At 65.0% G+C, this 23903-nt stretch carries 28 protein-coding genes; 12 read left to right on the forward strand and 16 right to left on the reverse strand.

What is annotated here, in order from left to right; genetic code table 11:
* Window positions 1–52: 52 nt before the first annotated feature.
* The 13 genes from FA85_RS19570 to FA85_RS19630 all read right to left on the reverse strand — a co-directional run bounded on the left by FA85_RS19570 (window position 53) and on the right by FA85_RS19630 (window position 12286).
* On the reverse strand, window positions 53–595 hold the full coding sequence (locus tag FA85_RS19570) for a DsbE family thiol:disulfide interchange protein (protein ID WP_036113657.1): 543 nt from the start codon (window positions 593–595) through the stop codon (window positions 53–55).
* Complete coding sequence (locus FA85_RS19575) at window positions 592–2556, reverse strand: heme lyase CcmF/NrfE family subunit (RefSeq protein ID WP_036113653.1); 1965 nt, start codon at window positions 2554–2556, stop codon at window positions 592–594. Before FA85_RS19575 ends, FA85_RS19570 begins: the two co-directional genes overlap by 4 nt.
* Window positions 2553–3053, reverse strand: coding sequence for a cytochrome c maturation protein CcmE (ccmE, locus tag FA85_RS19580; protein WP_051943718.1), 501 nt, complete (start codon window positions 3051–3053; stop codon window positions 2553–2555). The genes FA85_RS19575 and ccmE overlap by 4 nt, the downstream gene beginning before the upstream one ends.
* Complete coding sequence (gene ccmD, locus FA85_RS19585; protein ID WP_036113652.1) at window positions 3037–3237, reverse strand: heme exporter protein CcmD; 201 nt, start codon at window positions 3235–3237, stop codon at window positions 3037–3039. The genes ccmE and ccmD overlap by 17 nt, the downstream gene beginning before the upstream one ends.
* Window positions 3234–4001, reverse strand: a complete 768-nt coding sequence (locus FA85_RS19590) for a heme ABC transporter permease (protein WP_036113651.1) — start codon at window positions 3999–4001, stop codon at window positions 3234–3236. The genes ccmD and FA85_RS19590 overlap by 4 nt, the downstream gene beginning before the upstream one ends.
* A gap of 66 nt (window positions 4002–4067) precedes the next feature.
* Complete coding sequence (gene ccmB, locus FA85_RS19595) at window positions 4068–4754, reverse strand: heme exporter protein CcmB (RefSeq protein ID WP_036113650.1); 687 nt, start codon at window positions 4752–4754, stop codon at window positions 4068–4070.
* On the reverse strand, window positions 4751–5386 hold the full coding sequence (ccmA, locus tag FA85_RS19600) for a heme ABC exporter ATP-binding protein CcmA (RefSeq protein WP_036113649.1): 636 nt from the start codon (window positions 5384–5386) through the stop codon (window positions 4751–4753). The genes ccmB and ccmA overlap by 4 nt, the downstream gene beginning before the upstream one ends.
* A 59-nt stretch (window positions 5387–5445) precedes the next feature.
* Window positions 5446–6825 (reverse strand): FAD-dependent oxidoreductase, encoded by a 1380-nt coding sequence (locus FA85_RS19605; RefSeq protein WP_036113647.1) that lies wholly within the window; start codon window positions 6823–6825, stop codon window positions 5446–5448.
* An 88-nt stretch (window positions 6826–6913) separates the two neighbouring features.
* The gene (gene phaR / locus FA85_RS19610) at window positions 6914–7423 is read right to left on the reverse strand and encodes a polyhydroxyalkanoate synthesis repressor PhaR (RefSeq protein ID WP_036113645.1); all 510 of its coding nucleotides are present in this window, start codon (window positions 7421–7423) and stop codon (window positions 6914–6916) included.
* Window positions 7424–7549: 126 nt separating this feature from the next.
* Complete coding sequence (locus tag FA85_RS19615; RefSeq protein WP_051944251.1) at window positions 7550–9055, reverse strand: DHA2 family efflux MFS transporter permease subunit; 1506 nt, start codon at window positions 9053–9055, stop codon at window positions 7550–7552.
* A 62-nt stretch (window positions 9056–9117) separates the two neighbouring features.
* The gene (locus tag FA85_RS19620) at window positions 9118–10317 is read right to left on the reverse strand and encodes an HlyD/EmrA/EmrK family protein (RefSeq protein WP_036113640.1); all 1200 of its coding nucleotides are present in this window, start codon (window positions 10315–10317) and stop codon (window positions 9118–9120) included.
* Complete coding sequence (locus FA85_RS19625; RefSeq protein WP_036113639.1) at window positions 10314–11774, reverse strand: efflux transporter outer membrane subunit; 1461 nt, start codon at window positions 11772–11774, stop codon at window positions 10314–10316. Before FA85_RS19625 ends, FA85_RS19620 begins: the two co-directional genes overlap by 4 nt.
* Window positions 11771–12286: a MarR family winged helix-turn-helix transcriptional regulator gene (locus FA85_RS19630; protein WP_036113638.1), complete on the reverse strand. Its 516-nt coding sequence runs from the start codon at window positions 12284–12286 to the stop codon at window positions 11771–11773. The genes FA85_RS19625 and FA85_RS19630 overlap by 4 nt, the downstream gene beginning before the upstream one ends.
* A gap of 246 nt (window positions 12287–12532) precedes the next feature.
* On the opposite strand from FA85_RS19630, the gene FA85_RS19635 reads away from it, so the two are divergent.
* Window positions 12533–13411, forward strand: a complete 879-nt coding sequence (locus FA85_RS19635; protein ID WP_036113637.1) for a hypothetical protein — start codon at window positions 12533–12535, stop codon at window positions 13409–13411.
* On the opposite strand, the gene FA85_RS19640 is transcribed toward FA85_RS19635, so the two are convergent.
* Window positions 13387–14199 carry a TatD family hydrolase gene (locus FA85_RS19640; RefSeq protein ID WP_036113636.1) on the reverse strand — a complete coding sequence of 271 codons (813 nt, stop codon included), beginning with the start codon at window positions 14197–14199 and terminating at the stop codon, window positions 13387–13389. The genes FA85_RS19635 and FA85_RS19640 overlap by 25 nt on opposite strands.
* Before the next feature lie 143 nt (window positions 14200–14342).
* On the opposite strand from FA85_RS19640, the gene FA85_RS19645 reads away from it, so the two are divergent.
* Together FA85_RS19645 and FA85_RS22645 are read left to right on the forward strand one after the other, a co-directional pair.
* Window positions 14343–14939 (forward strand): glycine zipper 2TM domain-containing protein, encoded by a 597-nt coding sequence (locus FA85_RS19645; protein ID WP_036113634.1) that lies wholly within the window; start codon window positions 14343–14345, stop codon window positions 14937–14939.
* 30 nt (window positions 14940–14969) lie between these two features.
* Window positions 14970–15437, forward strand: coding sequence for an outer membrane lipoprotein (locus FA85_RS22645; protein ID WP_036113633.1), 468 nt, complete (start codon window positions 14970–14972; stop codon window positions 15435–15437).
* Window positions 15438–15604: 167 nt separating this feature from the next.
* On the opposite strand, the gene FA85_RS19655 is transcribed toward FA85_RS22645, so the two are convergent.
* Complete coding sequence (locus tag FA85_RS19655) at window positions 15605–16039, reverse strand: cell wall hydrolase (RefSeq protein ID WP_036113631.1); 435 nt, start codon at window positions 16037–16039, stop codon at window positions 15605–15607.
* 492 nt (window positions 16040–16531) lie between these two features.
* Entirely contained in the window at window positions 16532–17314 is a 783-nt protein-coding gene (gene ygfZ, locus FA85_RS19660; RefSeq protein ID WP_036113629.1) for a CAF17-like 4Fe-4S cluster assembly/insertion protein YgfZ, read from the reverse strand.
* Window positions 17315–17440: 126 nt separating this feature from the next.
* Here ygfZ and FA85_RS21645 point away from each other — a divergent pair, with 126 nt between their 5' ends.
* The 9 genes from FA85_RS21645 to lolD all read left to right on the forward strand — a co-directional run bounded on the left by FA85_RS21645 (window position 17441) and on the right by lolD (window position 23851).
* Window positions 17441–17608, forward strand: a complete 168-nt coding sequence (locus FA85_RS21645; RefSeq protein ID WP_081907499.1) for a DUF1674 domain-containing protein — start codon at window positions 17441–17443, stop codon at window positions 17606–17608.
* A 60-nt stretch (window positions 17609–17668) separates the two neighbouring features.
* Entirely contained in the window at window positions 17669–18061 is a 393-nt protein-coding gene (gene sdhC / locus FA85_RS19665) for a succinate dehydrogenase, cytochrome b556 subunit (RefSeq protein ID WP_036113627.1), read from the forward strand.
* Entirely contained in the window at window positions 18058–18444 is a 387-nt protein-coding gene (gene sdhD / locus FA85_RS19670; RefSeq protein WP_036113624.1) for a succinate dehydrogenase, hydrophobic membrane anchor protein, read from the forward strand. Before sdhC ends, sdhD begins: the two co-directional genes overlap by 4 nt.
* A 3-nt stretch (window positions 18445–18447) precedes the next feature.
* Entirely contained in the window at window positions 18448–20232 is a 1785-nt protein-coding gene (sdhA, locus tag FA85_RS19675; RefSeq protein ID WP_036113622.1) for a succinate dehydrogenase flavoprotein subunit, read from the forward strand.
* 21 nt (window positions 20233–20253) lie between these two features.
* A complete protein-coding gene (locus tag FA85_RS19680) occupies window positions 20254–21039 on the forward strand; it encodes a succinate dehydrogenase iron-sulfur subunit (RefSeq protein ID WP_036113620.1) in 786 nt (261 codons plus the stop codon).
* Window positions 21040–21149: 110 nt separating this feature from the next.
* On the forward strand, window positions 21150–21398 hold the full coding sequence (locus FA85_RS19685; RefSeq protein WP_036113619.1) for an FAD assembly factor SdhE: 249 nt from the start codon (window positions 21150–21152) through the stop codon (window positions 21396–21398).
* Entirely contained in the window at window positions 21370–21777 is a 408-nt protein-coding gene (locus FA85_RS22020) for a hypothetical protein (RefSeq protein WP_156108745.1), read from the forward strand. The genes FA85_RS19685 and FA85_RS22020 overlap by 29 nt, the downstream gene beginning before the upstream one ends.
* A gap of 147 nt (window positions 21778–21924) precedes the next feature.
* The gene (locus tag FA85_RS19690) at window positions 21925–23166 is read left to right on the forward strand and encodes a lipoprotein-releasing ABC transporter permease subunit (protein ID WP_036113618.1); all 1242 of its coding nucleotides are present in this window, start codon (window positions 21925–21927) and stop codon (window positions 23164–23166) included.
* Window positions 23159–23851: a lipoprotein-releasing ABC transporter ATP-binding protein LolD gene (lolD, locus tag FA85_RS19695; protein ID WP_036113617.1), complete on the forward strand. Its 693-nt coding sequence runs from the start codon at window positions 23159–23161 to the stop codon at window positions 23849–23851. Before FA85_RS19690 ends, lolD begins: the two co-directional genes overlap by 8 nt.
* Window positions 23852–23903: the final 52 nt, after the last annotated feature.

Genomic DNA, 23903 nt, shown 5'->3' on the forward strand with positions numbered 1-23903 from the left:
CCTTCGCCAGCACGTTGTAGGAGCGCGCCCCGCGCGCGACCGTACCTGCTCACTAGCCACCTTCCTTCGACAGCGCGGCCAGCGCAGGGCGGAATTCCCTGTCGACCACCTCAGGCGTAATCGGCCCGACATGCTTGTAGCGAATCACACCCTTGCCATCGATCAGGAAGGTTTCCGGCGCGCCATACACGCCAAAATCGATGCCGGCGCGTCCGTCACGGTCGGTGATGACGAGGTCGAACGGGTTGCCGTGTTCGCGGAGCCAGTTCATCGCGTCGGACGGTTCGTCCTTGTAGTTGAGGCCAACGAGGCGCAGCCCCAGCGACTTCACTTCACCCGACAGCACCGGATGCTCGTGCACGCACTCGATGCACCAGCTGCCGAACACGTTGAGGAAATACGGCTTACCCAGCAGCGATGCCTTGCCGACCATACTCATGGGCTGACCCAGTTCGGGCAGCAGGAAGTCCGGCGCTGGCTTGTCGATCAGCGGCGAGACGATCTCGTGCTGATCGTGCTGCGTGTTCCACCAGATACCGAAGCCGAACAGACCGCACAGCGCGAGGAACACGAACAAGGGCATCAGGCGACTCATGCGAGCGATTCCTTCGCGGGCACCGCGGCGGTCGCGGCGGCCTTCTTCGCGCGGAAGCGGCGCTCACCCGCGGCAAGGAAGCCGCCGAGCATCATGAACAGGCCGCCGAGCCAGATCCAGCGGACGAACGGCTTGTAGTAGAGCCGCAGCGCCCAGGCGCCCTCGACATCGGTCGCCTGCATCGGCTCGCCGAGCGCTACGTAGATGTCGCGGAACAAGCCCGCGTCGATGGCGGATTCGGTCTGTACCTGGCCGCGCGAATACGTGCGTTTCTGCGGTTTCACGGTCGCCATCGTCGTGCCATCGCGCTGGATGGTGACCGTGCCTTCATCGGCGCGCCAGTTCGGTCCCTGGGTTTCGTGGACACCATCGAAGCGGAACACATAGCCGCCGATGGCCTGCGTGTCACCGGGCGCCATACGTACGTCGCGCTCGACACTCAGCGATTCGGAGAGCATCACGCCGATGATGAAGATGGCGACGCCCGTGTGAGCGACCAGCATGCCGGCCATCTCGGCCGGATAGCGGCGGCCGCGCGGCATCTCGCGCCAGCGCTTGAGGATGTACGACAGGGTGCCCGCGGCCACCCAGACAGCGCCCGCGATGCCGGCGATCGCACGCAGGTGACCCTGGGCGACGAAGGCGGCGACGATGGCGCAGATCACGGCGGCGATACCGGCACGCAGGGCGAGCGTCGTCAGCTGGCGGCCCTCGGCGCTGCCCCAGCGCAGGTAGGGGCCGAACGGAAGCAGGAGGACCGCGGGCGCCATCAGCGCGATGAACAGAAAACTGAAATAGGGTGGCCCGACCGAGATGCGGCCGAGGTTGAGCGCGTCGCCGATCAGCGGGAACAGCGTGCCCAGCAGCACCATGGCTGCCGCCGTGGTGAACAGCAGGTTGGCGATCATGATGCCGGTCTCGCGCGACAGTGCCGCGAACGGCTTGCCCGTCGCCACCCTGGGCGCACGGATGGCATAGAGCAGCAGCGAGCCGCCGATCACCACGATCAGGAAGCCGAGGATGTACAGGCCGCGACGCGGATCCGAAGCGAACGCATGTACCGAGGTCAGCACGCCCGAGCGCACGAGGAAGGTGCCGAGCAGCGACAGCGAAAACGCGAACAACGATAACAGCACCGTCCACGCGGGGAGCGAGCCTCGTTTCTCGGTCACCGCCTGGGCGTGGATCAGCGCGACGCCGACCAGCCACGGCATGAACGACGCGTTCTCGACCGGGTCCCAGAACCACCAGCCGCCCCAGCCCAGCTCGGCGTATGCCCACCAGCTGCCGGCGACGATGCCCATGGTGAGGAACGCCCACGAGACGTTGGTCCATGGGCGCGCCCAGCGCACCCAGGCCTGCTCGAGCTCGCCACCCAGCAGCGCCGCGATGGAAAACGCGAAAGCCACCGAGAAACCCACGTAGCCCATGTACAGCACGGGCGGGTGGAAGGTCATGCCGGGATCCTGCAGCACCGGGTTGAGGTCGCCGCCGTCGGATGGCATCGGCAGCTCGCGCAGAAACGGATTCGAGGTGAACAGGATGAAGGCCAGGAAGCCGACGCCGATGAGGCCGAGCACGCCGAGTACGCGGGAGACGAAAGGTGTCGGCAGGTGACGGCTCAGCATCGCCAGCGCGAGCGACCAGACGTTGAGGATGAAGACCCACAGCAGCATCGAGCCTTCGTGCGCGCCCCACACCGCGGTGATCCGGTAGTACCAGGGCAGCGCGAGGTTCGAGTTGTCGGCTACATAGGCCACCGAGAAGTCGTAGACCAGAAACGCGTGGATCAGCACGCCCATCGCCAGGAACACGAACACGGCCTGGCCGGCCGCGGCGGGTCGCGCCACGGCCATCAGCGCGGCGTTGCCACGCCACGCGCCGAGGATGGGAAGCACTCCCTGGACCAGCGCCAGCAACAGCGCGAGGACGAGCGCGAACTGGCCAAGCTCCGGAATCATTTCGGCGTACCCGGTGCCGTGGCCTTGTCAGTCATGGCCTGATCGCCCATGCCCTTGTCGTCGATCTTGCGGTTCTCATGCGCCTTGGCCATGGCGTCCTTGAGTTCCTTCGGCATGTAGTTCTCGTCGTGCTTGGCGAGCACTTCGCTGGCGATGAAGCGGGCATCGTCCATGCGACCCGTCGCGATGACCGACTGGTTGTCGCGGAACAGGTCCGGCAGGATCCCGGTGTATTCCACCGGCATGGCGCCCTGATCGTCGACGACGATGAAGCTGACCTTCAGGCTGTCCTTCGCGCGCTGGATCGAACCCGCCTTGACCATGCCGCCCAGCCGGAAGCTGCCGTACTGCGTGGCCTGGCCTTGCTGCACCTGGCTCGGCGTGAAGAGATAATTCATGTTTCGCTGCAATGCGAACACGGTCAGACCGACCGCCACGATGGCGGCGGCGATCACCGAGATCACGATGGCGAGGCGACGCTTACGGGTGGGATTCATTACGGGGAGCGGTTCCGGGACGGCGGCGGTTCTCCTGGCGCGCGAGGCGCGCACGGAGATCGCGCAGGTTGCGTCGACGCCTCGCCAGTGGCGCGAGGGTGTCGATCAGAAGGACGAGGAAGAAAACGGCGAGCGAGGTCCAGACGTAGAAGCCGTACTGGCCCATGGCGAGGGCGGCGGTCATGCGGCGTCGTTCCCCGGCGTGTTCAGGGCGAGATCGCGCACCCAGCCCTTGCCGCTTTCCGCAACGATGAAGTCGGCGCGCACGCGTGCGAACAGGCTGGCGACGTAATACAGCTTGGTCGCCGCCATCATCGTGAGCAGAGGCCACAGCATGCTCGCATCGATATGCGAGGGGCCGAGCAGACGCACCGTCGATCCCTGGTGCAGCGTGTTCCACCAGTTCACCGAGAAATGCACGATCGGCACGTTGACCGCGCCGACCAGCACCAGAAACGATGCGGCACGCGCGCCCTGACGCCGGTCCTCGAAGGAGTGATACAGACCGACGATGCCAAGGTAGATGAAAAGCAGCACCAGCTCGGACGTGAGGCGCGCGTCCCAGGTCCACCACGTGCCCCACATCGGCTTGCCCCAGAGCGAGCCGGTGACCAGCGTGATCAGGGTGAACGCGGCGCCGACAGGGGCGGACTCCATCGCCACGGTTTCGGCGAGCTTGATCCGCCAGACCAGGCCGATGAAGGCGGCGATGGCCATCGCGCCGTAGATGAAAAGGCTCATCCAGGCGCTGGGTACGTGGATGAAGATGATCCGGTACGCGTCGCCCTGCTGGTAGTCGGCGGGCGCGACGAACAGGCCGCCATAGAGCGCCACACCGCCGAGAAGCAGGGCGAGGCCCAGCGCCCATGGACGGACGGCACCCGCGAAGCGGTAGAACACCGGCGGGGAGCTGAGACGGTGCAGCCAGAGGGGAACCCAGTTAGCCATCGGTCCTCGTTGCCGTTTGGTGCGAGAAAGGGTGAGTCCGGATTCCGGTCCGTACGGTGGCGCGCATCATGAGTCCATCGCGATACGCAGCGCCGCGGCGCACGCAAGCGGTGCCAGCACCAGCGCCAGAACCAGTCCGGCGCCGAGCCACGCTACCGGCGCGACCCAGGGCAGGCCGTCCTGTGCGGCGGCTACCGCCCCCGCGGCGAAGATGACGACCGGCACGCAAAGCGGCAGAAGCATGAGCGCGAGCAGCATACCAGAGCGTCGCGACTCGGCCGTCAGCGCGACGAGGATCGCTCCCAGGAGGCACAGCAACGGCGTGGCCAGCGCGAGGGTGGCCACGAGCACGGGCATGGCCGGCGCCGGCAGCTTCAGCATGCTGGCCAGCAGCGGTGCGACGACGATCAGCGGCAGCGACGAGACGATCCAGTGAGCGAGGATCTTGACGCCAACGAGCAAGGCCAGCGGCTGCGGTGCGAGCATCAGGAGCTCCATCGAGCCGTCCTCGATATCGCCGCGGAACAGGTTGTCGAGCGAAAGCAGGATGGCCAGCACGACCGTGACCAGCACGACGCCACCGGCGATGCGGGCGAGGAGGGCGGGCTCGGGTCCGAGGGCGAACGGGAACAGTGTCGCGACGATCACCGCATAGAGCACGGGCATGGCGATGTCACCGCGCCGGCGCCAGGCCAGGGTCAGATCGCGGCGCAGCAGGGCGGCGCAGGCGGCGGGTGTGCTTCCGGGCGTCATGCGTGCAGCCGGATGCGGCGTGGTGCGTCGCCGGCGAAAGACACCGCCCCGTGGCTCGTCACCAGAGCGGCACCGCCGCGCGCCGCGTGGCGCTCCAGCAGGCGGTTGACCAGGGCGATGCCTTCGCGGTCGAGATTGGCGTAGGGCTCGTCGAGCAGCCACACGCGTGCGGGCAGGATCAGCAAGCGGGCGAGAGCCACACGCTTCTTCTGTCCGGCGGAGAGGCGGCGTACGGACTCGTCTTCGTATCCGGCGAGGCCGACCTCGGCGAGGGACACATCGATATCGGCGCCGCCGCGCAAGCCGTAGAGTCCGGCGGCGACACGCAGGTTCTCGCGAGGCGAGAGGTCGAGTTTCAGGCCGGGATGGTGGCCGAGAAAGACCACGGCCCCGGCGACGGTATCGAGCGAGAACGGAGCGCCGTCGAGCAGGACCTCCCCCGAGCCGGGGCGAAGCATGCCGGTAAGCACACGCATCAGCGTGGTTTTACCACTGCCATTGTCGCCCTCGATCAGCGCGATTTCGCCCTCGCGCAGTGCGAAATCCACCGGACCGAAGACCGGCTCATCCTGGCGCAGGAAGCACAGGGAGCGCGCTTCAAGCAGGACAGCGTTGGCGGCGGCGACGGTCATTCCGACGATTGTCCGGGCCATGCGGCGGCTTGTCCATGCGTGACGGTGTCGCGGCTTCCTCAGCCCCGATCGAACGCCTCAGCCGGCAACGGAGGCAAAGTCGCCTGCAGCGCCCGCACAGCCGCCTCGATGTCCACCGACGCCACGCTTTCATGCCCCAGCAGGAGCTGCTCCACCAGCACGTCCTGCGCCTGCCCACGCTCCAGCGCGTAGCGGTAAGGCAGATGCGTGAACGTCACCATCCGGTAGCGCGGCAGATAGTGCGTCGGGCAGCGCTCCGTCAGCAGCGCACCCATCTCGCGCTTGCGCAGGAACACGGGATCCGCGACCTTGTCGCGCATCTCCACGTAGTTCTCCAGCGCCATCCGGGCGATCGCGTCGGCATTCGGCTTGCGCGTCGCTTCAAAGGCGGCGAACACGGCCGCCGGATCGGACGGATTCGCCGCGAACAGGTCCGCCAGTTCGGCCGCGTCTTCGAAACCGCAATTCATGCCCTGACCATGGAACGGCACGATCGCGTGCGCGGCGTCGCCGATCAGCAGGGCGCGGCCACCGATATGCCAGCGATCCAGGTACAGCGTCGCCAGCGTGCCGACCGGATGGGCCGCCCAGTCGTTCGCGAACTCGGGCATCAGCGCCAGCGCATCGGGAAATTCCGTGCGGAAAAAGCCCTCGGCGGCGGCCGCGCCTGCGATCGTACGGAAGCTGGGGTGCTCGCCATCGTTGGGCAGGAACAGCGTTACCGTGAAGCTGCCCTCGCGGTTCGGGAGGGCGATGCACATGTAATGGCCGCGCGGCCAGATATGCAGCGCGTTGCGTTCGATGGCGAACGGCGCGGAGGGATCCTTGCCAGGAGGAATCTCGAGTTCCTTGTAGCCGTGACCCAGCTCTTCGATCCGTTCGCCGAGCGGCGAATGTCGGTGCATCTCGGCGCGCAACGCCGACCCGGCGCCATCGGCACCGATGATGACGGGTGCGTCGATGCTGCGCTCGGTTCCGTCCATGCTGCGCAGCATGAGCCTGCCCGCGTCCAGGTCGGCCCCGGCCAGGCCCTGATCGAAATGGATGGTCGCGCCTGCGGCTTCCGCCGCATCGAGCATGAGGTTATTGAGACCACCTCGCGACACCGACCAGATCACTTCGGAATCGTCCACCCCATAGCGCTGCAGGCCGCTGTGGCCGGCCGGATCGTGCACCATGCGGCCGCGCATCATGACAGCCTGCTCGAGCACCTGCGCGGCGAGACCGGTGGCGCGCAAGGCATGCAGGCCGCGTTCGGCCAGGGCGAGATTGATCGAACGGCCGCCCTGAAAGCCCGCCTTGCGGGGATCGGAGCGCTTCTCGAAGACGGAGACGCGGAAACCGCGTTGGGTCAGCAGGGTGGCGACCATGGCGCCGACCAGTCCGGCGCCGACCACGGCGATGTCGTTACGGGGCATGGCGGCCTGTTTTTGCTGCGCAATATTGCGGGGCAGCGCATCGTGCGCCGCAGCGCCGCCGGGAGCAAGTCCCTGGCGGCGGGATGCGTCAGCTTGCCTTCTTACCTGGCCGCGACGTCTGGCTCTGACGCGAGGCGGGCTCGGGCGGCTTGGCCGTGGCGGCATCGAGGAAACCGCGCTGCATCGACTTCCAGACGTCGAGGTTGCGCTCGGTCATCTCGTTGAGCATCGACCACGGGGTCTGGCCCATCAGGCTGTTGAGTTGGGTACGGAACTGCTGCTGCTGATCGAGGAAGACCTGCAGGCTGCGCTCCAGGTACGGGCCCATGAAGCCCTGCAGGGAGTCGCCGTAGAACCGGATGATGTGCGACAGCAGCTGCGGGGAGAGCATCGGCTGACCGTGCTCTTCGTGCTCGGAGATGATCTGCAGCAGGACGGATCGGGTCAGGTCGTCACCGGACTTGGCGTCGCGGACTTCGAAAGTTTCCCCGTCGAGGACCAGCTGGCGGACTTCTTCCAGCGTGATGTAGCTCGAGATCTCCGTGTCATACAGACGACGGTTCGGATACTTCTTAATGATGCGTAGGGATTGTGCCATGCGGCGAAAGCTACCACGTGGTATTGCGTCGCACCAGTTGTCGCACCGTCTTGTAAACGTTTGCGGTTTCACATATGGGATTGGAACGATTTAAATAACGCCGATTTAATGTTCGGAGGTGCAGCGTCAGTGCGCCGCCGCTCCTCCGGCATTCCCGAACGGCGGCTTCGCCAGCCAGAGAATCGGTATCAGTGCCAGAAAAAGGATCCCGCACAGCCAGAACACGTCGTTGACGGCCAGGGTCAGTGCCTCCCGGTTGACCACCTGATCCAGTACGGTTCGCTGTGCCTGCCCATGCAGGTTCATCATCTGAAGGCGGTCGACATAGGCCATCGCCGCCGGTGACGCCGGATTGACGTATTCGGTCAGCGAGGCATGGTGCGCTTCGCCGCGATGCTGCCAGATCGTCACCGTGAGTGCGGTCGACACGCTCGACGCGAGCGTGCGGCAGAAGTTGGCCAGCCCCGACGCACCGGCGATCTGGTCGGGCCGCAGGCCGGAAAGGAAGATCTGGTTCAGCGGAATGAAGAAGCACGCGATGCCGATGCCCATGACGAAGCGAGGCAGGACCAGCGTGGCGAACGACGCGCCGCTGTTGAAGGTCGAAAACCAGAACGCGGTGAACGCGAACACGAGGAAGGCGAAGGTCACCACCGCGCGCAGTTCCAGCCGCTGGATGTTCTTGCCGATGATGGGCGACATGAGGAACGCGAGGATGCCGACGGGCGCGGTCGCCAGGCCTGCCCATGTCGCGGTATAGCCCAGCGTCGTCTGCAGCCACAGCGGGAACACCACCGTGATGCCGAAGAAGCCCAGCATGCCCAGTGACAACGCGCTGACGCCGACGGCGAAATTGCGCCGGGTGAAGAGCGACAGGTCGACCACCGGATACTTCGCGGTCAGTTCCCAGATGACCAGGAAGGTCAGCGCGACCACCGCGATGAGGCCGAGCGTCAGGATCAGCGGCGACGCGAACCAGTCGTGGTCGTTGCCATTGTCGAGCATGAACTGCAGGCAGCCCACGCCGAGCACCAGCAGGAACAGGCCCACCGAGTCGATCGGAGCGCGCACGATCTTCGTTTCACGGGTGCGCAGGATCGCCCAGGTGATCACGCCCGCCGCGGCGCCCACCGGTACGTTGATGTAGAAAATCCACGGCCAGGAGAAATTGTCCGTGAGGTAGCCGCCGAGGATCGGACCGAAGATCGGTGCGACGACCACGGTCATCGCCCACATCGCCAGCGCGATGCCTTGTTTGTCCTTTGGATAGCTCGCCAGCAGCAGCGACAGCGACAACGCCACCATCGGGCCGGAGCCCGCCCCCTGCAGCAGACGGAACAGCACCAGCATCGGCATGCTGGTGGCCAGGCCGCACAGCATCGAAAACGCGACGAACAGCGCGACGGAGAAGCAGAAGGTCTTCACTTCGCCGAAGCGCTTGGCGATCCAACCGGTCAGCGGCTGCATCACCGCGCTGGCCAGCGCGTACGAACTGATCGCCCACGTGCCCTCGTTCGAACTCACACCCAGGCTGCCGGCGATATGCGGCACGGCCACGTTGACGATCGTCATGTCGAGAATCTCCATGAATGTGGAGAACGCGACGGCGATGGTCAGCAGGACCAGCTGCATGCCCTGCAGCGGTTTCGGGCCCGCCGGTGCGGGCGCGGCGTCCGGAATGGCGACGGCGTCGCTCAAGGCGCACTGGCTCCGAGGTTGTTGCGCACGATCTCGTCAGCGGCGGCATCGGCCTTCGCGGCCACCTCGTCGTAAACGGTGGTCTGCGCGACCGGTGTCGTCGACGGAGCCCTTGCCAGGACGTCGCCATCGTCGTTGGAGATATCGAGCGTCACGGCGGTGGACAGGCCGATACGCAGCGGGTGCTTGTCGAGGTCCTTCGCGTCCAGCGCGATGCGAACCGGGATGCGCTGCACCACCTTGATCCAGTTGCCGGTGGCGTTCTGCGCAGGCAGCAGCGAGAACGCGCTGCCGGTACCGGCGCCGAGACCGATCACGTGCCCGTGGTATTCCACGCCACCACCGTAGATGTCGGCTTCGATCTTCGCCGGCTGGCCGATGCGCACGTGGCGCAGCTGGCTCTCCTTGAAATTCGCCTCGACCCACAGGTCGTGTAGCGGGATCACCGTCATCAGCTGCTGGCCGGGCTGCACGCTGTTGCCCACCTGGACGCTGCGCTGCGCGACGTACCCGTCGATGGGTGCGACGATCGCGTTGCGTTGCGAGGCGACCCAGGCCTGACGGAAGTTGGCGCGTGCCTGTTCGACCGCCGGATTGGATTCGACATCGCTGCCGTCGATCAGCGCGCGCGACGCATCGGCCTGACGCTGTGCGGATTCCAGTGCGGACTGCGCGGTGTCCACCGCGTCACGGGCGTGCTGCACTTCTTCCGGTGCGACGGCTTTTTCGGCGAGCAGGGGCAGACGACGCTTCAGGTCGTCCTGCGCACGCTTCAGATCGTTGCGGCGTGCGCCGAGCGCGGCGTCCGCGCTGGCGGCCGACTGCGTCTGCTGGCGGACCTGACGAACCGCCTGCGCCAGGGCGCTGCTGGCTTTGCGCAAGGCCACATCGGCGTCGGTAGCGTCCAGGCGGACGAGCACCTGACCCGCGTTGACCCGCTGCGTGTCGTCGGCAAACACGCCGGTGACGATGCCGGGCACCTGCGCCGAGATACCCACCTGGTTACCACCCACATAGGCGTCATCGGTGGTCTCGCGGATCGAGAACACGAACAGCCACAGCAGGAACCACGTCGCCGCCGCCAGGAGGAAGACGATCAGGGCGATCAGCAGCGCACGGCCTCGCTTGCGCTTGTCCCTGGGCGCGTTGCCGCTTTCCACCGGGGTGCGCTGGGTATCGGTCGGGTTGGCGCTCATGGGCTCTGGGTTCCGTTCGTGCTGGGCGTGGAAGAGGTGTCGACGGGTTCGGCGCGATAGCCGCCCCCGAGGGATTTGATCAGGGCGACATCGGTGGACAAGGCCTGGCCCTGAAGGTCGGCGTCCATATCCAGCTGCTGCGCCAGCGAGGCTTCGGTGGCAAGCGACTCGCGGTCGTCACGCACGCCGCGTGCCGCCCGTGCCTTCGCACTGGCGAGCAGGGTGTTGGCGGCGTCGATCTGCGCGGCTTGCTCGGTGCGTCGGGCGGCGATCTGCTGCGCACCGAGCGCCTGCGTGGCGACGTCGCGTGCGGCCGAGGCCACGGTGGCGTTGTACTGAGCGACGGCGGCGCCCAGCTGCGCCTGGCTGACGCCGTGGTTCGCCTCGAGCGTCCCGCCTTCGAAGATCGGCAGGTGCAGCGCGGGCGTCAGCGAGAACACGCGGCTGCTCGCGGAGAAGAGCTTGTCCATGTCGATGCTGGACAAGCCCGCCATGCCCGACAGGCTCACATCGGGGAAGAACTGGGCGCGTGCGGCGTCGGTCTGCCGTAACGCGGCTTCGACCTGCCAGCGGCTGGCCGCGATATCCGGTCGGCGCGCCATCAGGTCGGTGCCGACGTTCGCGGGCAGGCCGGGGGCGACAGCGGGAAGCGCACGCGGCGTAAGCGCGGGCAGCTGTCCGGGCGAGACGCCGACCAGCGTGGCCAGCGAGGCGCGACGGATGTCCGCCGATCCCTGCAACGCCACACGCTGCTGGCGGGCACCGGACAGCTCGGCGCGTGCCTGCTGCACGGTATCGGGTACGTCCACGCCCTGTTTCACACGAAGGTCGGCGATACGCAGCGCGCGTTCGCGGACAGCGATGAGCCGGTCCGCGATGGCCACTCGCGACATGTCCGCGAGCCAGCCGAAGTAGGTGTCCGCGACGACCGCCTGGATCGCGAGGGACGACGCCGAGCGCTCCGCCTCCGCCGCCCGCGCGCTGTCGATCGCGGACTCGAGGGTGAAACGTTTCTTGCCCCACCAGTCGAAGTCGTAGCTGACCTGCACGCCGAGGTCGGCCTGGTTGTACCAGGTGAAGCCGAGGAACTGCGCCGGAATCAGGCCATGTTCGCTCATGCGCTGCCGTGCGACCTGCGCACTGCCGTCCACGCGCAGGCCCGCCTGCGCCGCCGCGACGCGAATGTTCTGCTGCGCGCTGTCGACGCGCGTTTTCGCCTGGGCGAGGTCTGGCGCACCGCGCAGGGCCATGTCCATCAGCATGTCGAGCTGTGGATCGCCATAGGCGCGCCACCATTCGGCGGCGGGCCAACCCGGGCGCTGGTCGGTGACGAGGCCGGCCAGTGGCACGTCGTCGCGCAGGGCAGGGCGGTCGATCTTCGCGGGCACGTGGCAGGCCGCGAGCGACACGGCCAGCATGCCCGCCAGCAGCGTGGGGCGGAATGGTAAGGGTTTCATGGGGTTTCCGCGGTATCCAGATGCAGGGCCAGCTTTTTCAACAGCCCTTCGAAGGTCTTTCGTTCCGTAGCGCTGAAGCAGGCGAACTTCGACACCACCTCGGGGAACATCGGCGGGAGCAGCGTGCGCACGAACTGCCTGCCCTCGGTCGTGATCGTCAGCACGATCTGACGGCGGTCCTGCGTCGCATGCGAGCGGGTGATCAGACCGCGTTTGGCGAGCAGATTGCTGATACGGGTCATGTTGGTCGGCTTCTGCTCAGCCAGCGCGCAGAGCTCGCTGGGCGTCGAACTGCCGTTCCGGGACGAATACAGCATCATCAGCGTGCGGAAATCGCTGTCGTTGAGGTCGAACGGCCTGAGCCTGGTCTCCACGTTGCGCTGCAGCGCTTCGCCCGTCAGCAAAAGCAGTCGGATGAGAAGGACCTCGCATTTCGGCAAGCCGTCGATGTTCTCGGCGACCCGGTCGACGCCCTCGTAGAGCGCCTCGACGCATGGTTTCAGGGTGGACATTACGCTGGCTAATAGTTCGCTGGTGAACTATTAGCCTAGCAAGCACTGACTTCAGGCAACAAGTGCCGTCGTGCCCTGGACCGCCGTTGTGAGTAAACGCGCCCTATCAGCCACATCGAGCGCAGCTGCCGAATGCGGATGACGAAAATAAATCGACATCATCGTCGAGCGGCTGTTCGTCGACTCCTGCGAGGCGCATAGTCACCGTGCATGAGGACCATGCTGCGATGGGAAAAGGAGAGCCATATGACGACGGACAAGCCATCGGACGCGACCGACACCGCCGAAGCCCCGCAAGATCGCTGGACCATTGCTATGCCTTCCGGGCCGGGAGAGAACGCCAGCCCGAGGCGAGGGCGCGACCGGGCCCCGGAGCCCGTGTCGGCCGCGTCGTCGTTCCCTGCCGGCGGCGACGGTTCCTCGAGGGTATCCAGACTCAGGCCGAACGGGCGCGATCCCATCCATGTCGATCCCGGTGCGCGGATTGCTGACCGCGGTGTGGTCGCCACCGACCCCTATGGCGGCCTGATAGGCGGAGAGCTAATCGCCTGGCAGATCGAGCCCGGCGACCCTCATGCCGAAGCGCAGGCACATTTCCTCATCGACGGTCGCCCGTCAAAATACGCCAGCGCCTACACTGATTCCGGTGGTCGGGCATTGCCGCCGGTGCCGCTTATCGCATCGGGGTTGCCGGGTGACAACTTCAAAGTCCGGGCATTCACGGTGAACGCGCCCATCGATCGCAAGGTCGAACACGAATTCTTCGTCCGTGTCTCGTCGAACGTGCCAAGGACGCTCGACGGAGAGTTTTATGGCACGCGTAAGCTGGCTGCGGGTATGTCGCACGATCTCGACGGAATCTTCGAGCTAAAGGATCAGGACGGGAAACATTACGATTTCGGATCGCTCGTCTTCGAAATTCTCGACCCATACGATGCTCCGGCGTTTCTGGGGTTCACGCCTGGATCACTCGTCGGTGTTCCGCTGAATGGGACAAAGCTGCAACTCGAGGGAGGGCTCCGGGTGAACGTGTGGCCGGCCACCGTCGAATCGTCCTTCATCATCCGGGTTAGTCGGTATGGGCTGCTTCCGAAGGATTTTCAGTTCTGGTCCGTTCCGCGCTGACGAGCGTCGTCGACTCGTGCGCGCCCGAGCGAGAAGAGACGATCGGCATTGCCTGTCGTGACCTCGGCAACCTCCTCGCGGCTGATGCCGCGCAGGACCGCCACGGTGTCCACGACATCGGTCATGAACGCCGGCTCGTTGCGTCGGCCGCGACGATGCATACAGGGCTGATCGGGTGCATCTGTTTCGAGCAAAAGCCACTCCGGCGGCATGGTCGCGACGACGCGCCGGATCCGGTGAGCCCGGTCGTAGGTGACCGGGCCACCGATGCCGATATGAAAGCCGAGGTCGAACAGCTGTCGGGCTTGCTCCTCGCTTCCCGAGAAGCTGTGCACTACGCCACGCAATCCGCCGATCCGGCGAAGCGTATGGATGACCTCCTCGAACGCCCGGCGTGCATGCACGATCACCGGAAGGTCGTGCTCCTTGGCGATGCCCAGCTGGCGGGCGAACACGTCGCGCTGCCGCACCGGATCCAGTCCTTCGACGTACCAGTCCAGCCCGATCTCGCCAACGGCCACGGCGCCGTGGCCGTCGAGCCAGTCGGGCAGTTCGGCGAGGTGCTCGTCGCGATGCCGGTCGATGAACAAGGGATGGAGGCCGTAGGCGGGGAAAATACCGTCTCTCTCACCGGCGAGTCGCTCGATCGTTTCCCAGTTGCCGCGATCGATCGCCGGCACGATCCAGCGGCGAACGCCCGCGGCGGCTGCGCGCTCGTACATCGCCCGCCGGTCGCTGTCGAACGACGCGTCGTCCAGGTGTGCGTGGGTGTCGACCAGATCGACCATGTAAGCGTGATGCCTGAATGAAGGTAGCGACAGTCTAAGGCCTCATTCAGTTTAACGAATGTCAAATGTCCTCCGAGGCGACTTCCGGGAGATGGGGCTCATGCGCCATCGAGGTCGCGGACCTTCGTTAGGAGAGTAGGGTTATGAGCAGTCTGAAGATTTCCGTCCTGAACATCGCGTTGGGCGCGGCGCTGGTGTGCGGCCTGTCCGCGTGCAACCGCGACGCGAATGCCGACGTGTCCTACCGTGGCGACGGCGCCGCGGCTTCTGCTCCCGCGCCCGCACCGGCCGGCCCGAAGTACGGCCGCGTGGTCAGCGTCGATCCGGTCCGCGAGGCGGCCTCGTCGCCGCAGCGCGAGTGCCACGACGAGGTGGTGACCCGCCACGTGCCGGTCAGGGACCAGCATCAGATCGCCGGTACGGCCATCGGCGCGGTCGCCGGCGGTCTGCTCGGCAACCAGATCGGCGGTGGCAAGGGGCGCACGCTGGCGACGGTGGCCGGCGCGGTCGGTGGCGGCTATGCGGGCCACGAGATCCAGGAGCGTCGCCAGGAGACGAACACCACCACGAGCACGGTGCGCAAGTGCAGCACCGTGGCCGGCACGTCGGGTGACAAGATCGTCGCTTATGACGTTCGTTACGAATACAACGGCGTGACGCGTTCGGTGCGTATGGATCACGATCCGGGCGATCGCGTCGAGGTACAGGAAGGCGTGTCGGTCGTTTCCGACGCACGCTGATTCTCCAACGCGTTCCCAGAGGCTTCATCCATGTATAGCATTGTCCGCAAGTCAGGCATCGTCGCCGCTGCCGTCGCCACGCTGTCGTTGACCGCGTGCTATGAGCAGCCACGTCGTGTGTATCGCGAGGATCGCGTCGTGTATCAGGGCGCACCGCGAGGGTGCGAGCAGTGCGGCGTCGTGGACGACGTCGAGCAGGTCTATACCCAGCGCGACTCGTCGCCGCTCGGTGCCGTCATCGGTGCGGTCGCCGGTGGTCTGCTGGGCAACACCATCGGCAAGGGTGACGGTCGTTCGGCTGCCACCGTCGGTGGTGCGGTGGTCGGCGGCGTGGTCGGTAACCAGGTCGGCAAGCGCAATGGCGCCGATCAGGTCGCTTTCCGCGTGAGCATCCGTCTGGACGACGGTCGCCGGGCCACCGTGACCCAGGTGGAAGATCCGCAGCTACGTCGCGGCGATTACGTCGAGGTGCGCGGGGATCGCGTCTATCGTCGTTGATCGTTTAGACGTATGGACGGCTAAATAAAAACCCGCTTCGGCGGGTTTTTTATGAGCGGTGAGAAAATCGGGCGCAAAAAAAGACCCTCATCCGAGGGCCCCTTTTCCCGGGAAAGCACAAGCTGCCCGCTCTGCCTTCCTTTTCCCCTCACGTTGTAGGGCCGTTGTCAGTTCACGGCGTAGAACGCGTGGTCGCCGATCTTGCGAACGATGCGGCTTGCGGACCAGTTCGGCGAGACGGCAGCCGTGGCGAAGTGGTCGGCCTGCGGAACATAAACGAGTCGTTCACTCTTTGGCAGGCTCCAGTTATTCAGGGAGTCGCCTGCCACCTTCCATGCCTTGGACCAGGAGACGAGATCCGTGATCTCGAAATCCTTCGGCGTGGTGGTGATCGCAAACTGATGTGGCGCCGAAACGACGTCGCACACCTTGTCGCCGCCCATGCCGCGGTCGCGGCGTCGAAGGGCGACTTCCGCCACGGCGTACTGGCCGATAGTGGGTTCGCTACGTGCTTCGAGGTATACCGTCGTCGCCAGGCACGTCTGGTCAGCGAGGTGGCTCGGGAGGACGGACGCCATCCAGAGCAGCGCGGAAAGTTTCATGTGTATCTGCCTCCAACGAGCTTTTCCGTCACTTGCGGCTTTCTTTCGGAAAGAGCCATGGGGGACGTATGAGCGGTAGACGGGCGGGCAGGCCGTTACTACCTGGACCAACCGACGACATCCGATGTTGTGTTTGGAGAAACACGGATGAGGCGGGCGTCACACACTGTGACTGTACTGGGCGACTGTCCGGAGTCGCCCGGTATGGGGGTGCACCGAAAGGGAGCGGCTCGCAAAGGCGGCGGCTCCGTCGGCTGACTACGCGCTACTCATGGGCTGCGCGTTGCTCAATCTCCGGCTTTCGCCGGGTCGCGCCAGAACCGTCATCATCGACGGATCGTCGCGGGTGTAACCGTGGAGAAACACCACGGCCACTTAAATTGGATCGGCGGAGCCTAGTGGCGCTGCACGAATTCTGCAAGTGCGTGAGCTGTCCGGTTCAGCTTTAACTCACACATTGCGTGAGACACATTCTTGCGAATCTGCGAAAGATCACGCTTCGAATGTCGATAAGATGTGTAGGCGCTTGTCGTCTATTTCAAGAGTTTCTGCCGATGCGATGCCGTCGTCGAGTACGACAAGCGATATAGGTAAAGGTTGCGATGCCGCATGCATCAGCACGATACCTATGTCGCGGCCGTTAACGCGTAGCGTCTCGCCTTCGCGCATCGTGGCATCGCTTCGCGCGACGCGCAGATGCTTCTTGTGACCCCCCAGAAAATGCAGTCGCGCAGCGATTTCCTGACCAGGGAAGCAGCCCTTGTCGAATGCGACAGCACCCAGTCGCTCCATCGACAGCGCGGGCGGAAGCAATGCGTCGATCGCCTCGTCGGGAAGCCACGCGTATCCTTTCCGTATGTGACGTTCGTACCAGGTGTTTCCACCTTGCGTCGTATTTATACGTGTCGATGTATCGCCTTCACCGAAATACAGGGCGTCATCTTCTTCGCGTACATCGCCGTCGCCGATCGCGTCACCGTCGGATACATGCAGCACGTCGGATACCGCGATCTTCACCTTCGAACGAAAGACGAAACGTTTCAGATCGGAAGCCAGCGTCTCGGCATCGCCACCACGCGGAACGACGACGAAGCGGTCGTCTTCGGGGTGCGCGATCTGAAGCAGGGCGCGAACCCGACCCCTGGGATCGAGCCAGCCGCTCCATTGCCAGCGACCCACCCCGAGGGAGAGCACGGCGCTGCCGAACTGGGCATTGGCGAAAGCGGCCGCGTCGGGGCCGGTGAGGGTGATCGTGCGAGTGGTACGGCTCGGCATGGGGAGGCGCAAGTCGGGGCGGAGGCGTAGGATATACGGTCAGCCCAAGGCCAAACCAAGGTTTGGCCCGATCGTCAAGGTTGTGCTGATTTGCCACAGGTATTACCCTTTTGGGGCTTTATAACCATGTCCGACAATCCCTCCAAGTCCGAAGGCCCGAACGATTCCGCCCCGGCGAAGCCGCTCGTACCGCCACTCGTCCCCACGAATGGCGAGCCAGAGGTCGAGAAAGCGCCGCTGGACCCCACGCGTTATGGCGACTGGGAAAAGAACGGACGCTGTATCGACTTCTGAGTCCAGGAAGGCAAGGGTAGGTGCGTCGGGCATCAGCGATTCCAATCCAGGATAGCCGCCATGGCACAAACGGGACGACCGCTCTCACCCCATCTCCAGATCTACAAGTGGCAAGTGCAGATGGTTTCTTCCATCCTGCACCGCGCCACCGGCATCATCAATGCCGTGGGTAGCCTCATCATCGTCTGGGGGCTCGCGTCGCTCGCCGCCGGTCCTGACACCTTCGGAACCTTCACCGGCATCGTCGGCAGTCCGTTCGGTACGGTCGTCATGGTCGGCTGGACGCTCAATTTCTTCTATCACCTGTGCAACGGCATCCGCCATCTGGCGCAGGACGCCGGGCAGGGATACTCGATCCAGTCCTTCGTACGCTCCAGCTGGCTGGCGATCGTGCTGGCCATCGTGCTCACCGCGCTGGTGTGGGGCTACATCCTGATGGGAGCGCACGCATGAGCAAGGACCTGCGCAATCCGCTTGCCCGCGCCCGTGGCCTCGGCTCGGCGAAAGAGGGCGTCAGCCACTGGATGCTCCAGCGCCTCACCGCGGTCGGGTTGATTTTCCTTACCCTCTGGTTCGTCATCACGGTGCTGAGCCTCATTCACGCCGACTACGCCACCGCCCGCGCATCCATCGCCAGGCCGTGGAACGCGGTGATGCTCATCGCTCTCATCGTCACGATGTTCAGGCATGCCGTCCTCGGCCTGCAGGTCGTGATTGAAGATTACGTCCACACGCGCTGGCTCGAAGTCGCGTCGCTGGTGGCCATCAAGTTCATCGCCGTACTCGCCGCGCTCTCGGGCGTGCTGGCCGTGCTGCGCATCGCGCTCGGAAACTGATCGATGGAAGCCTATAAGGTTCAGCAACACAAATACGACGTGATCGTGGTCGGCGCCGGTGGCGCAGGCCTTCGCGCCACCTTCGGTCTGGCCGAGAAGGGCCTCAAGGCCGCGTGCATCACCAAGGTCTTCCCGACCCGTTCGCACACCGTGGCGGCGCAGGGCGGTATTTCCGCCGCGCTCGGCAACATGGGTGAAGACGACTGGCGTTACCACTTCTACGACACGATCAAGGGCTCCGACTGGCTCGGCGATCAGGACGCCATCGAGTACATGTGTCGTGAGGCCATTCCGGCCATCATCGAGCTCGAACACTACGGCGTGCCGTTCTCGCGTACCGAGGAAGGCAAGATCTACCAGCGTCCGTTCGGCGGCATGACCACGCACTACGGTCAGGGTACCGCGCAGCGCACCTGCGCCGCGGCCGACCGTACCGGTCACGCCATCCTGCATACGCTTTACCAGCAGGCCCTGGCGCACGACGCCACGTTCTTCATCGAATACTTCGCTATCGATCTGGTCTTCGAGGATGGCAAGTGCGTGGGCGTGCTTGCCCTCGACATGAACGAAGGCACCCTGCACCTGTTCCGTGGCCATGCCGTGGTCATGGCCACGGGCGGCTACGGTCGCGCGTACTTCAGCGCCACCTCCGCGCATACCTGCACGGGCGATGGCGGCGGCATGGTGCTGCGCGCCGGCCTGCCGCTGCAGGATATGGAGTTCGTGCAGTTCCACCCGACGGGCATTTACGGCGCCGGCTGCCTGATCACCGAGGGTGTCCGCGGCGAAGGTGGTTACCTCACCAACTCCGAGGGCGAGCGCTTCATGGAGCGCTACGCGCCCAACGCGAAGGACCTCGCTTCGCGCGACGTCGTCAGCCGCGCCATGACCATCGAGATCCGCGAAGGCCGCGGCGTGGGCCCGAACAAGGACCACATCCATCTCAACCTGATGCACCTCGGTCCCGAGGTCATCAACGAGCGCCTGCCGGGCATCGCCGAGTCCGCGCGCATTTTCGCCGGCGTCGACGTCACCAAGGAGCCGATCCCGGTCCTGCCGACCGTTCACTACAACATGGGCGGCATTCCGACCAACTATCACGGCGAAGTCGTGACCAAGCGCGACGACGATCCGGATTCGATCGTCCCGGGTCTGTTCGCGATCGGCGAAGCGGCCTGCGTGTCGGTGCATGGCGCCAACCGTCTGGGTTCCAACTCGTTGCTCGATCTGGTGGTGTTCGGTCGCGCCGTGGCGCATCGCTGCGCCGAGCTCATCAAGACGGGCACGCCGCACAAGGACCTCCCCGCCAACGCGCTGGACAAGATCCTGGGTCGCTTCGACGCGCTGCGTAACGCCGACGGCACGCTGCCGACCGCGGCGATCCGCGCCGAGATGCAGAAGACCATGCAGTCCGACGCCGCCGTGTTCCGCACGGGCGAGACGCTGAAGGAAGGCAAGGCCAAGATCTCCGAGGTCTTCACCTCGTTCGAGAAGGTCAAGGTCAGCGACCGCTCGCTGGTCTGGAACTCCGACCTGATCGAAACGCTGGAGCTCTCCAACCTGCTCGCGCAGGCGGTGGCTACCATGCATTCGGCCGAACAGCGTCCGGAAAGCCGCGGCGCGCATGCCCGCGAGGATTTCCCGGATCGTGACGACCATGACTGGCAGAAGCACACGCTGGTGTGGATCGACGAGGCCGGCAAGTCCAGCTTCGACTTCCGCCCGGTGCACATGTACACCCTGACGGACGACGTCGAAGTCGTGCCGCCGAAAAAGCGCGTTTACTGATACCGGACCGGAGAGGCAATCGTGGCAGAGTTCACGCTACCCAAGAATTCCAAGATTACGGCCGGCAAGCATTTCCCGGCGAAGGGCGCGAAGAACACGCGTACCTTCAAGATTTATCGCTGGACGCCGGACGACGGCCAGAACCCGCGCACCGACACGTACGAGGTCGATCTCGATACGTGCGGTCCGATGGTTCTCGACGCCCTGCTCAAGATCAAGAACGAGATCGACTCGACCTTGTCGCTGCGTCGTTCGTGCCGTGAAGGCATCTGCGGTTCGTGCGCCATGAACATCGACGGCACCAACACGCTGGCGTGTACGCGCGCCATCGAGGAGTGTGGCGGCGGTACGGTCAACATCTATCCGCTGCCGCACATGCCGGTGGTGAAGGACTTGGTGCCGGACCTCACCCACTTCTACGCCCAGTTCGCGTCGATCAAGCCGTGGATGCGTACGCAGAGCCCGGCGCCGGCCGATAAGGAGCGTCTGCAGTCGCCGGAAGACCGCAAGAAGCTCGACGGTCTCTACGAGTGCATTCTCTGCGCCTGCTGCTCGACCTCGTGCCCGAGCTACTGGTGGAACGGTGACCGTTACCTCGGTCCCGCCATTCTGCTGCAGGCTTACCGCTGGATCGTCGACAGCCGTGACGAAGACACCGGTAACCGCCTCGACGACCTCGAAGATCCGTTCAAGCTCTACCGTTGCCACACGATCATGAACTGTGCGCGCACCTGCCCGAAGGGTCTCAACCCGGCCAAGGCGATCGCGGAGATCAAGAAGCTGATCGTGCAGAGGCGGTCCGCTTAAAAGGCCTCTGTAGGAGCGCGCCCCGCGCGCGATGGTTTTGCGGTATCCCTTGAGGGAATCGTTAAACCCATCGCGCGCGGGGCGCGCTCCTACAGGATGCCGTTCCCGCTATGGAAGACGCCCGCCTCAAACGCCTCCGCTGGCGTACCCGACGTGGTACCCGGGAACTCGATCGCCTGTTCGGGTGGTGGCTGGAAGAGCGTTTCGCCGACGCCGATGAAGCCGGAAAGACGGCATTCGATGCGCTTCTGGACGTGCAGGATCCCGATCTCTGGGATTGGGTGATGGGCCATGCCCGCGCCCCCCGCGACGACTGGCAGGCGATCATCGATGACATCCGCGCAAGGCATCAGCTTTGATATAAAGCCCTCAGCCACGCTGACCGCATGGCTTGTCCTGGTGGTCTGTCTGGCCACGCTCGCACCGTTATTCACCTCGCTGCCGTTGTTCGCCCGCTGGTCGTCGATGGCGGTTGTCGGCGTAATCGGCATGCGTCGGGTCCGCCGGTATCGGCACCCGCGGCTGCGTCGGTTGCATTGGGCCGTCGATGGCGTGTGGAGCGTGACGGATCGCCGCGGGTTGGCCATGCCTGCGGAACTGTTGCACGTTCGACGGGTCGGATTGGCGGTGTTTCTCCGGTTTCGCTGGCGCGGCGGGGCAGGGCATGTGTTACTGATGCCTGACAGCACGCCGACGGAACACCTCCGTCTTTTGCGCGGCCGTTTGAAACGGGCGTGAGGGCCTGTAAGCGTATCCCGGCGAAAGCTGAAGGATATCTGCCCGGTCTATTGTTCCAGCTTGCCCCGACGGGCCGCATCGGGCACTCTGCCGCGCGGTGCCTGCCTTTCGCGGTGGCCCCCTCCTTCAAGGCTGCGATCGACAGGTATGTTCAGACCCCTCGAACTCTTCATCGGACTGCGCTACACGCGCGCCAAGCGTCGCAACCAGTTCATTTCGTTCATCTCCACGGTGTCGATCGTCTGCATCGCCATCAGCGTGACCGCGCTCATCACGGTCATGTCGGTGATGAACGGCTTCGATAACGAATTGCGTAACCGCATCCTGGGCGCCGTTTCGCATATCACCGTGTCCGGTATCGACGACACGGTGCAGAACTGGCAGACGGCCGTGAAGACCGCCGAAGGCACCAAGCACGTGAAGGGCGCCGCGCCCTATGTCGAGATCCAGGCATTTCTGCAGGCCCGCCGGCCCAGCGGCGCCCTGATCCGCGGCATCGTGCCGTCGCTGGAACCGAAGGTCTCCGACATCGATACGCATATGGTCGAAGGCAAGATGACCGACCTGACCGATCGCAGCTGGAAGATCGCGCTGGGGCGCGAGCTGGCCATGACGCTCGGTGTGCAGGTGGGCGACAAGGTGACGGTCGTGGTGCCTCAGTTCACGGCGACGCCCATGGGTGCCGTGCCCAAGTTGCGCAGTTTCACGGTCAGCGGCATCTTCGAGCTGGGCATGCAGGAATACGATGCCAACCTCGCCCTGATTTCCATGGAAGACGCCCAGCGTCTCAACGGCCTCAATGGTCCGACCGGTATCCGCCTCAAGCTGGACGATCTGCGCGCCGCCTGGCCGGTGGCGCAGGACCTGGTCAACAAGCTCGGCCAGACGTACCGCGTCGAAACCTGGATGGATACCCACGCCAACTTCTTCCGCGCGATCGACATGGAGAAGACGGTGATGTTCGTGATCCTTTCGCTGATCATCCTGGTCGCGGTGATCAACCTCATTTCCATGCTGATGATGCTGGTGACGGACAAGCAGGCGGACATCGCCATCCTGCGCACGCTCGGCTCCACGCCGCGCAGCATCATGGGCATGTTCATGGTGCAGGGCCTGCTCGTCGGCATCGTCGGCATCGGCGCGGGCGTCGCGCTCGGCGCGCTGCTTTCGTACAACCTGCCGGCCATCGTGAAGTGGATCGAGCACGTCACGGGGCAGAATTTTCTCTCGCCCGACGTGTACTACATCAGCGAGCTGCCCAGTCAGCTGCTCTGGTCCGACGTGGGCTGGGTGGTGCTGGTGACCTTCGCTTTCTCGCTGCTGGCCACGCTTTATCCGGCGTGGCGCGCCTCGCGCACGCAGCCCGCCCAGGCGCTCCGTTATGAATAAGCCCAACGACGATATCGTCCTGCGCGCCACGGGCGTCGCCAAGGTGTATGAAGAGGGCGACCTGCGTACGGGCGTCCTGTCCAACGTCAATTTCGCCCTGCGTCGCGGCGAGACGATGTCCATCGTCGGCGCATCGGGCTCGGGCAAGTCGACGCTGCTTCACATCATCGGTGGGCTCGATACGCTCACGGCCGGCAAGGTCGAGGTGAACGGTCGCGTGCTGTCCGAACTGTCGGACGCCGAGCGCGGTCGTGAGCGCAATCGCTCGCTTGGCTTCATCTATCAGTTCCATCACCTGCTGCCGGAGTTCACGGCCCTGGAAAACGTGTGCATGCCGCTGCTGATTCGTGGCGTGTCGATTGCGCAGGCGCAGAAGGAAGCGACCGCGTTGCTCGAGCGCGTTGGGCTGTCATCGCGGCTACGGCATCGTCCGGCCGAGATGTCCGGCGGTGAGCGTCAGCGTTGCGCCGTGGCGCGTGCGCTGGTGACGCGTCCGGCGTGCGTGCTGGGCGATGAGCCGACCGGCAACTTGGACGAAGCCAATGCGGCTCACGTTTATGAGTTGATGCTGGAACTCAATCGGGAGATCGGTACCAGCTTCGTGCTGGTGACGCATGACACGCGGCTGGCGGGGCGGATGGATCGGACCCTTGAGCTGCACAACGGGGAATTGCAGGAGCGCTGAGGTCCGTCGCCGTCCAGTCGGGCGTATTCGCCAAGAGGGCCGGATCCCACCG

Source organism: Luteibacter mycovicinus, assembly GCF_000745235.1.
Classification (GTDB): domain Bacteria; phylum Pseudomonadota; class Gammaproteobacteria; order Xanthomonadales; family Rhodanobacteraceae; genus Luteibacter; species Luteibacter mycovicinus.

What these genes read in the sequence shown, in the direction of transcription:
- FA85_RS19570 (WP_036113657.1), bottom strand. Translation starts at nt 595, where the DNA reads ATGAGTCGCCTGATGCCCTTGTTCGTGTTCCTCGCGCTGTGCGGTCTG.
- FA85_RS19575 (WP_036113653.1), bottom strand. Translation starts at nt 2,556, where the DNA reads ATGATTCCGGAGCTTGGCCAGTTCGCGCTCGTCCTCGCGCTGTTGCTG.
- ccmE (WP_051943718.1), bottom strand. Translation starts at nt 3,053, where the DNA reads ATGAATCCCACCCGTAAGCGTCGCCTCGCCATCGTGATCTCGGTGATC.
- ccmD (WP_036113652.1), bottom strand. Translation starts at nt 3,237, where the DNA reads ATGACCGCCGCCCTCGCCATGGGCCAGTACGGCTTCTACGTCTGGACC.
- FA85_RS19590 (WP_036113651.1), bottom strand. Translation starts at nt 4,001, where the DNA reads ATGGCTAACTGGGTTCCCCTCTGGCTGCACCGTCTCAGCTCCCCGCCG.
- ccmB (WP_036113650.1), bottom strand. Translation starts at nt 4,754, where the DNA reads ATGACGCCCGGAAGCACACCCGCCGCCTGCGCCGCCCTGCTGCGCCGC.
- ccmA (WP_036113649.1), bottom strand. Translation starts at nt 5,386, where the DNA reads ATGACCGTCGCCGCCGCCAACGCTGTCCTGCTTGAAGCGCGCTCCCTG.
- FA85_RS19605 (WP_036113647.1), bottom strand. Translation starts at nt 6,825, where the DNA reads ATGCCCCGTAACGACATCGCCGTGGTCGGCGCCGGACTGGTCGGCGCC.
- phaR (WP_036113645.1), bottom strand. Translation starts at nt 7,423, where the DNA reads ATGGCACAATCCCTACGCATCATTAAGAAGTATCCGAACCGTCGTCTG.
- FA85_RS19615 (WP_051944251.1), bottom strand. Translation starts at nt 9,055, where the DNA reads ATGCAGCTGGTCCTGCTGACCATCGCCGTCGCGTTCTCCACATTCATG.
- FA85_RS19620 (WP_036113640.1), bottom strand. Translation starts at nt 10,317, where the DNA reads ATGAGCGCCAACCCGACCGATACCCAGCGCACCCCGGTGGAAAGCGGC.
- FA85_RS19625 (WP_036113639.1), bottom strand. Translation starts at nt 11,774, where the DNA reads ATGAAACCCTTACCATTCCGCCCCACGCTGCTGGCGGGCATGCTGGCC.
- FA85_RS19630 (WP_036113638.1), bottom strand. Translation starts at nt 12,286, where the DNA reads ATGTCCACCCTGAAACCATGCGTCGAGGCGCTCTACGAGGGCGTCGAC.
- FA85_RS19635 (WP_036113637.1), top strand. Translation starts at nt 12,533, where the DNA reads ATGACGACGGACAAGCCATCGGACGCGACCGACACCGCCGAAGCCCCG.
- FA85_RS19640 (WP_036113636.1), bottom strand. Translation starts at nt 14,199, where the DNA reads ATGGTCGATCTGGTCGACACCCACGCACACCTGGACGACGCGTCGTTC.
- FA85_RS19645 (WP_036113634.1), top strand. Translation starts at nt 14,343, where the DNA reads ATGAGCAGTCTGAAGATTTCCGTCCTGAACATCGCGTTGGGCGCGGCG.
- FA85_RS22645 (WP_036113633.1), top strand. Translation starts at nt 14,970, where the DNA reads ATGTATAGCATTGTCCGCAAGTCAGGCATCGTCGCCGCTGCCGTCGCC.
- FA85_RS19655 (WP_036113631.1), bottom strand. Translation starts at nt 16,039, where the DNA reads ATGAAACTTTCCGCGCTGCTCTGGATGGCGTCCGTCCTCCCGAGCCAC.
- ygfZ (WP_036113629.1), bottom strand. Translation starts at nt 17,314, where the DNA reads ATGCCGAGCCGTACCACTCGCACGATCACCCTCACCGGCCCCGACGCG.
- FA85_RS21645 (WP_081907499.1), top strand. Translation starts at nt 17,441, where the DNA reads ATGTCCGACAATCCCTCCAAGTCCGAAGGCCCGAACGATTCCGCCCCG.
- sdhC (WP_036113627.1), top strand. Translation starts at nt 17,669, where the DNA reads ATGGCACAAACGGGACGACCGCTCTCACCCCATCTCCAGATCTACAAG.
- sdhD (WP_036113624.1), top strand. Translation starts at nt 18,058, where the DNA reads ATGAGCAAGGACCTGCGCAATCCGCTTGCCCGCGCCCGTGGCCTCGGC.
- sdhA (WP_036113622.1), top strand. Translation starts at nt 18,448, where the DNA reads ATGGAAGCCTATAAGGTTCAGCAACACAAATACGACGTGATCGTGGTC.
- FA85_RS19685 (WP_036113619.1), top strand. Translation starts at nt 21,150, where the DNA reads ATGGAAGACGCCCGCCTCAAACGCCTCCGCTGGCGTACCCGACGTGGT.
- FA85_RS22020 (WP_156108745.1), top strand. Translation starts at nt 21,370, where the DNA reads ATGACATCCGCGCAAGGCATCAGCTTTGATATAAAGCCCTCAGCCACG.
- FA85_RS19690 (WP_036113618.1), top strand. Translation starts at nt 21,925, where the DNA reads ATGTTCAGACCCCTCGAACTCTTCATCGGACTGCGCTACACGCGCGCC.
- lolD (WP_036113617.1), top strand. Translation starts at nt 23,159, where the DNA reads ATGAATAAGCCCAACGACGATATCGTCCTGCGCGCCACGGGCGTCGCC.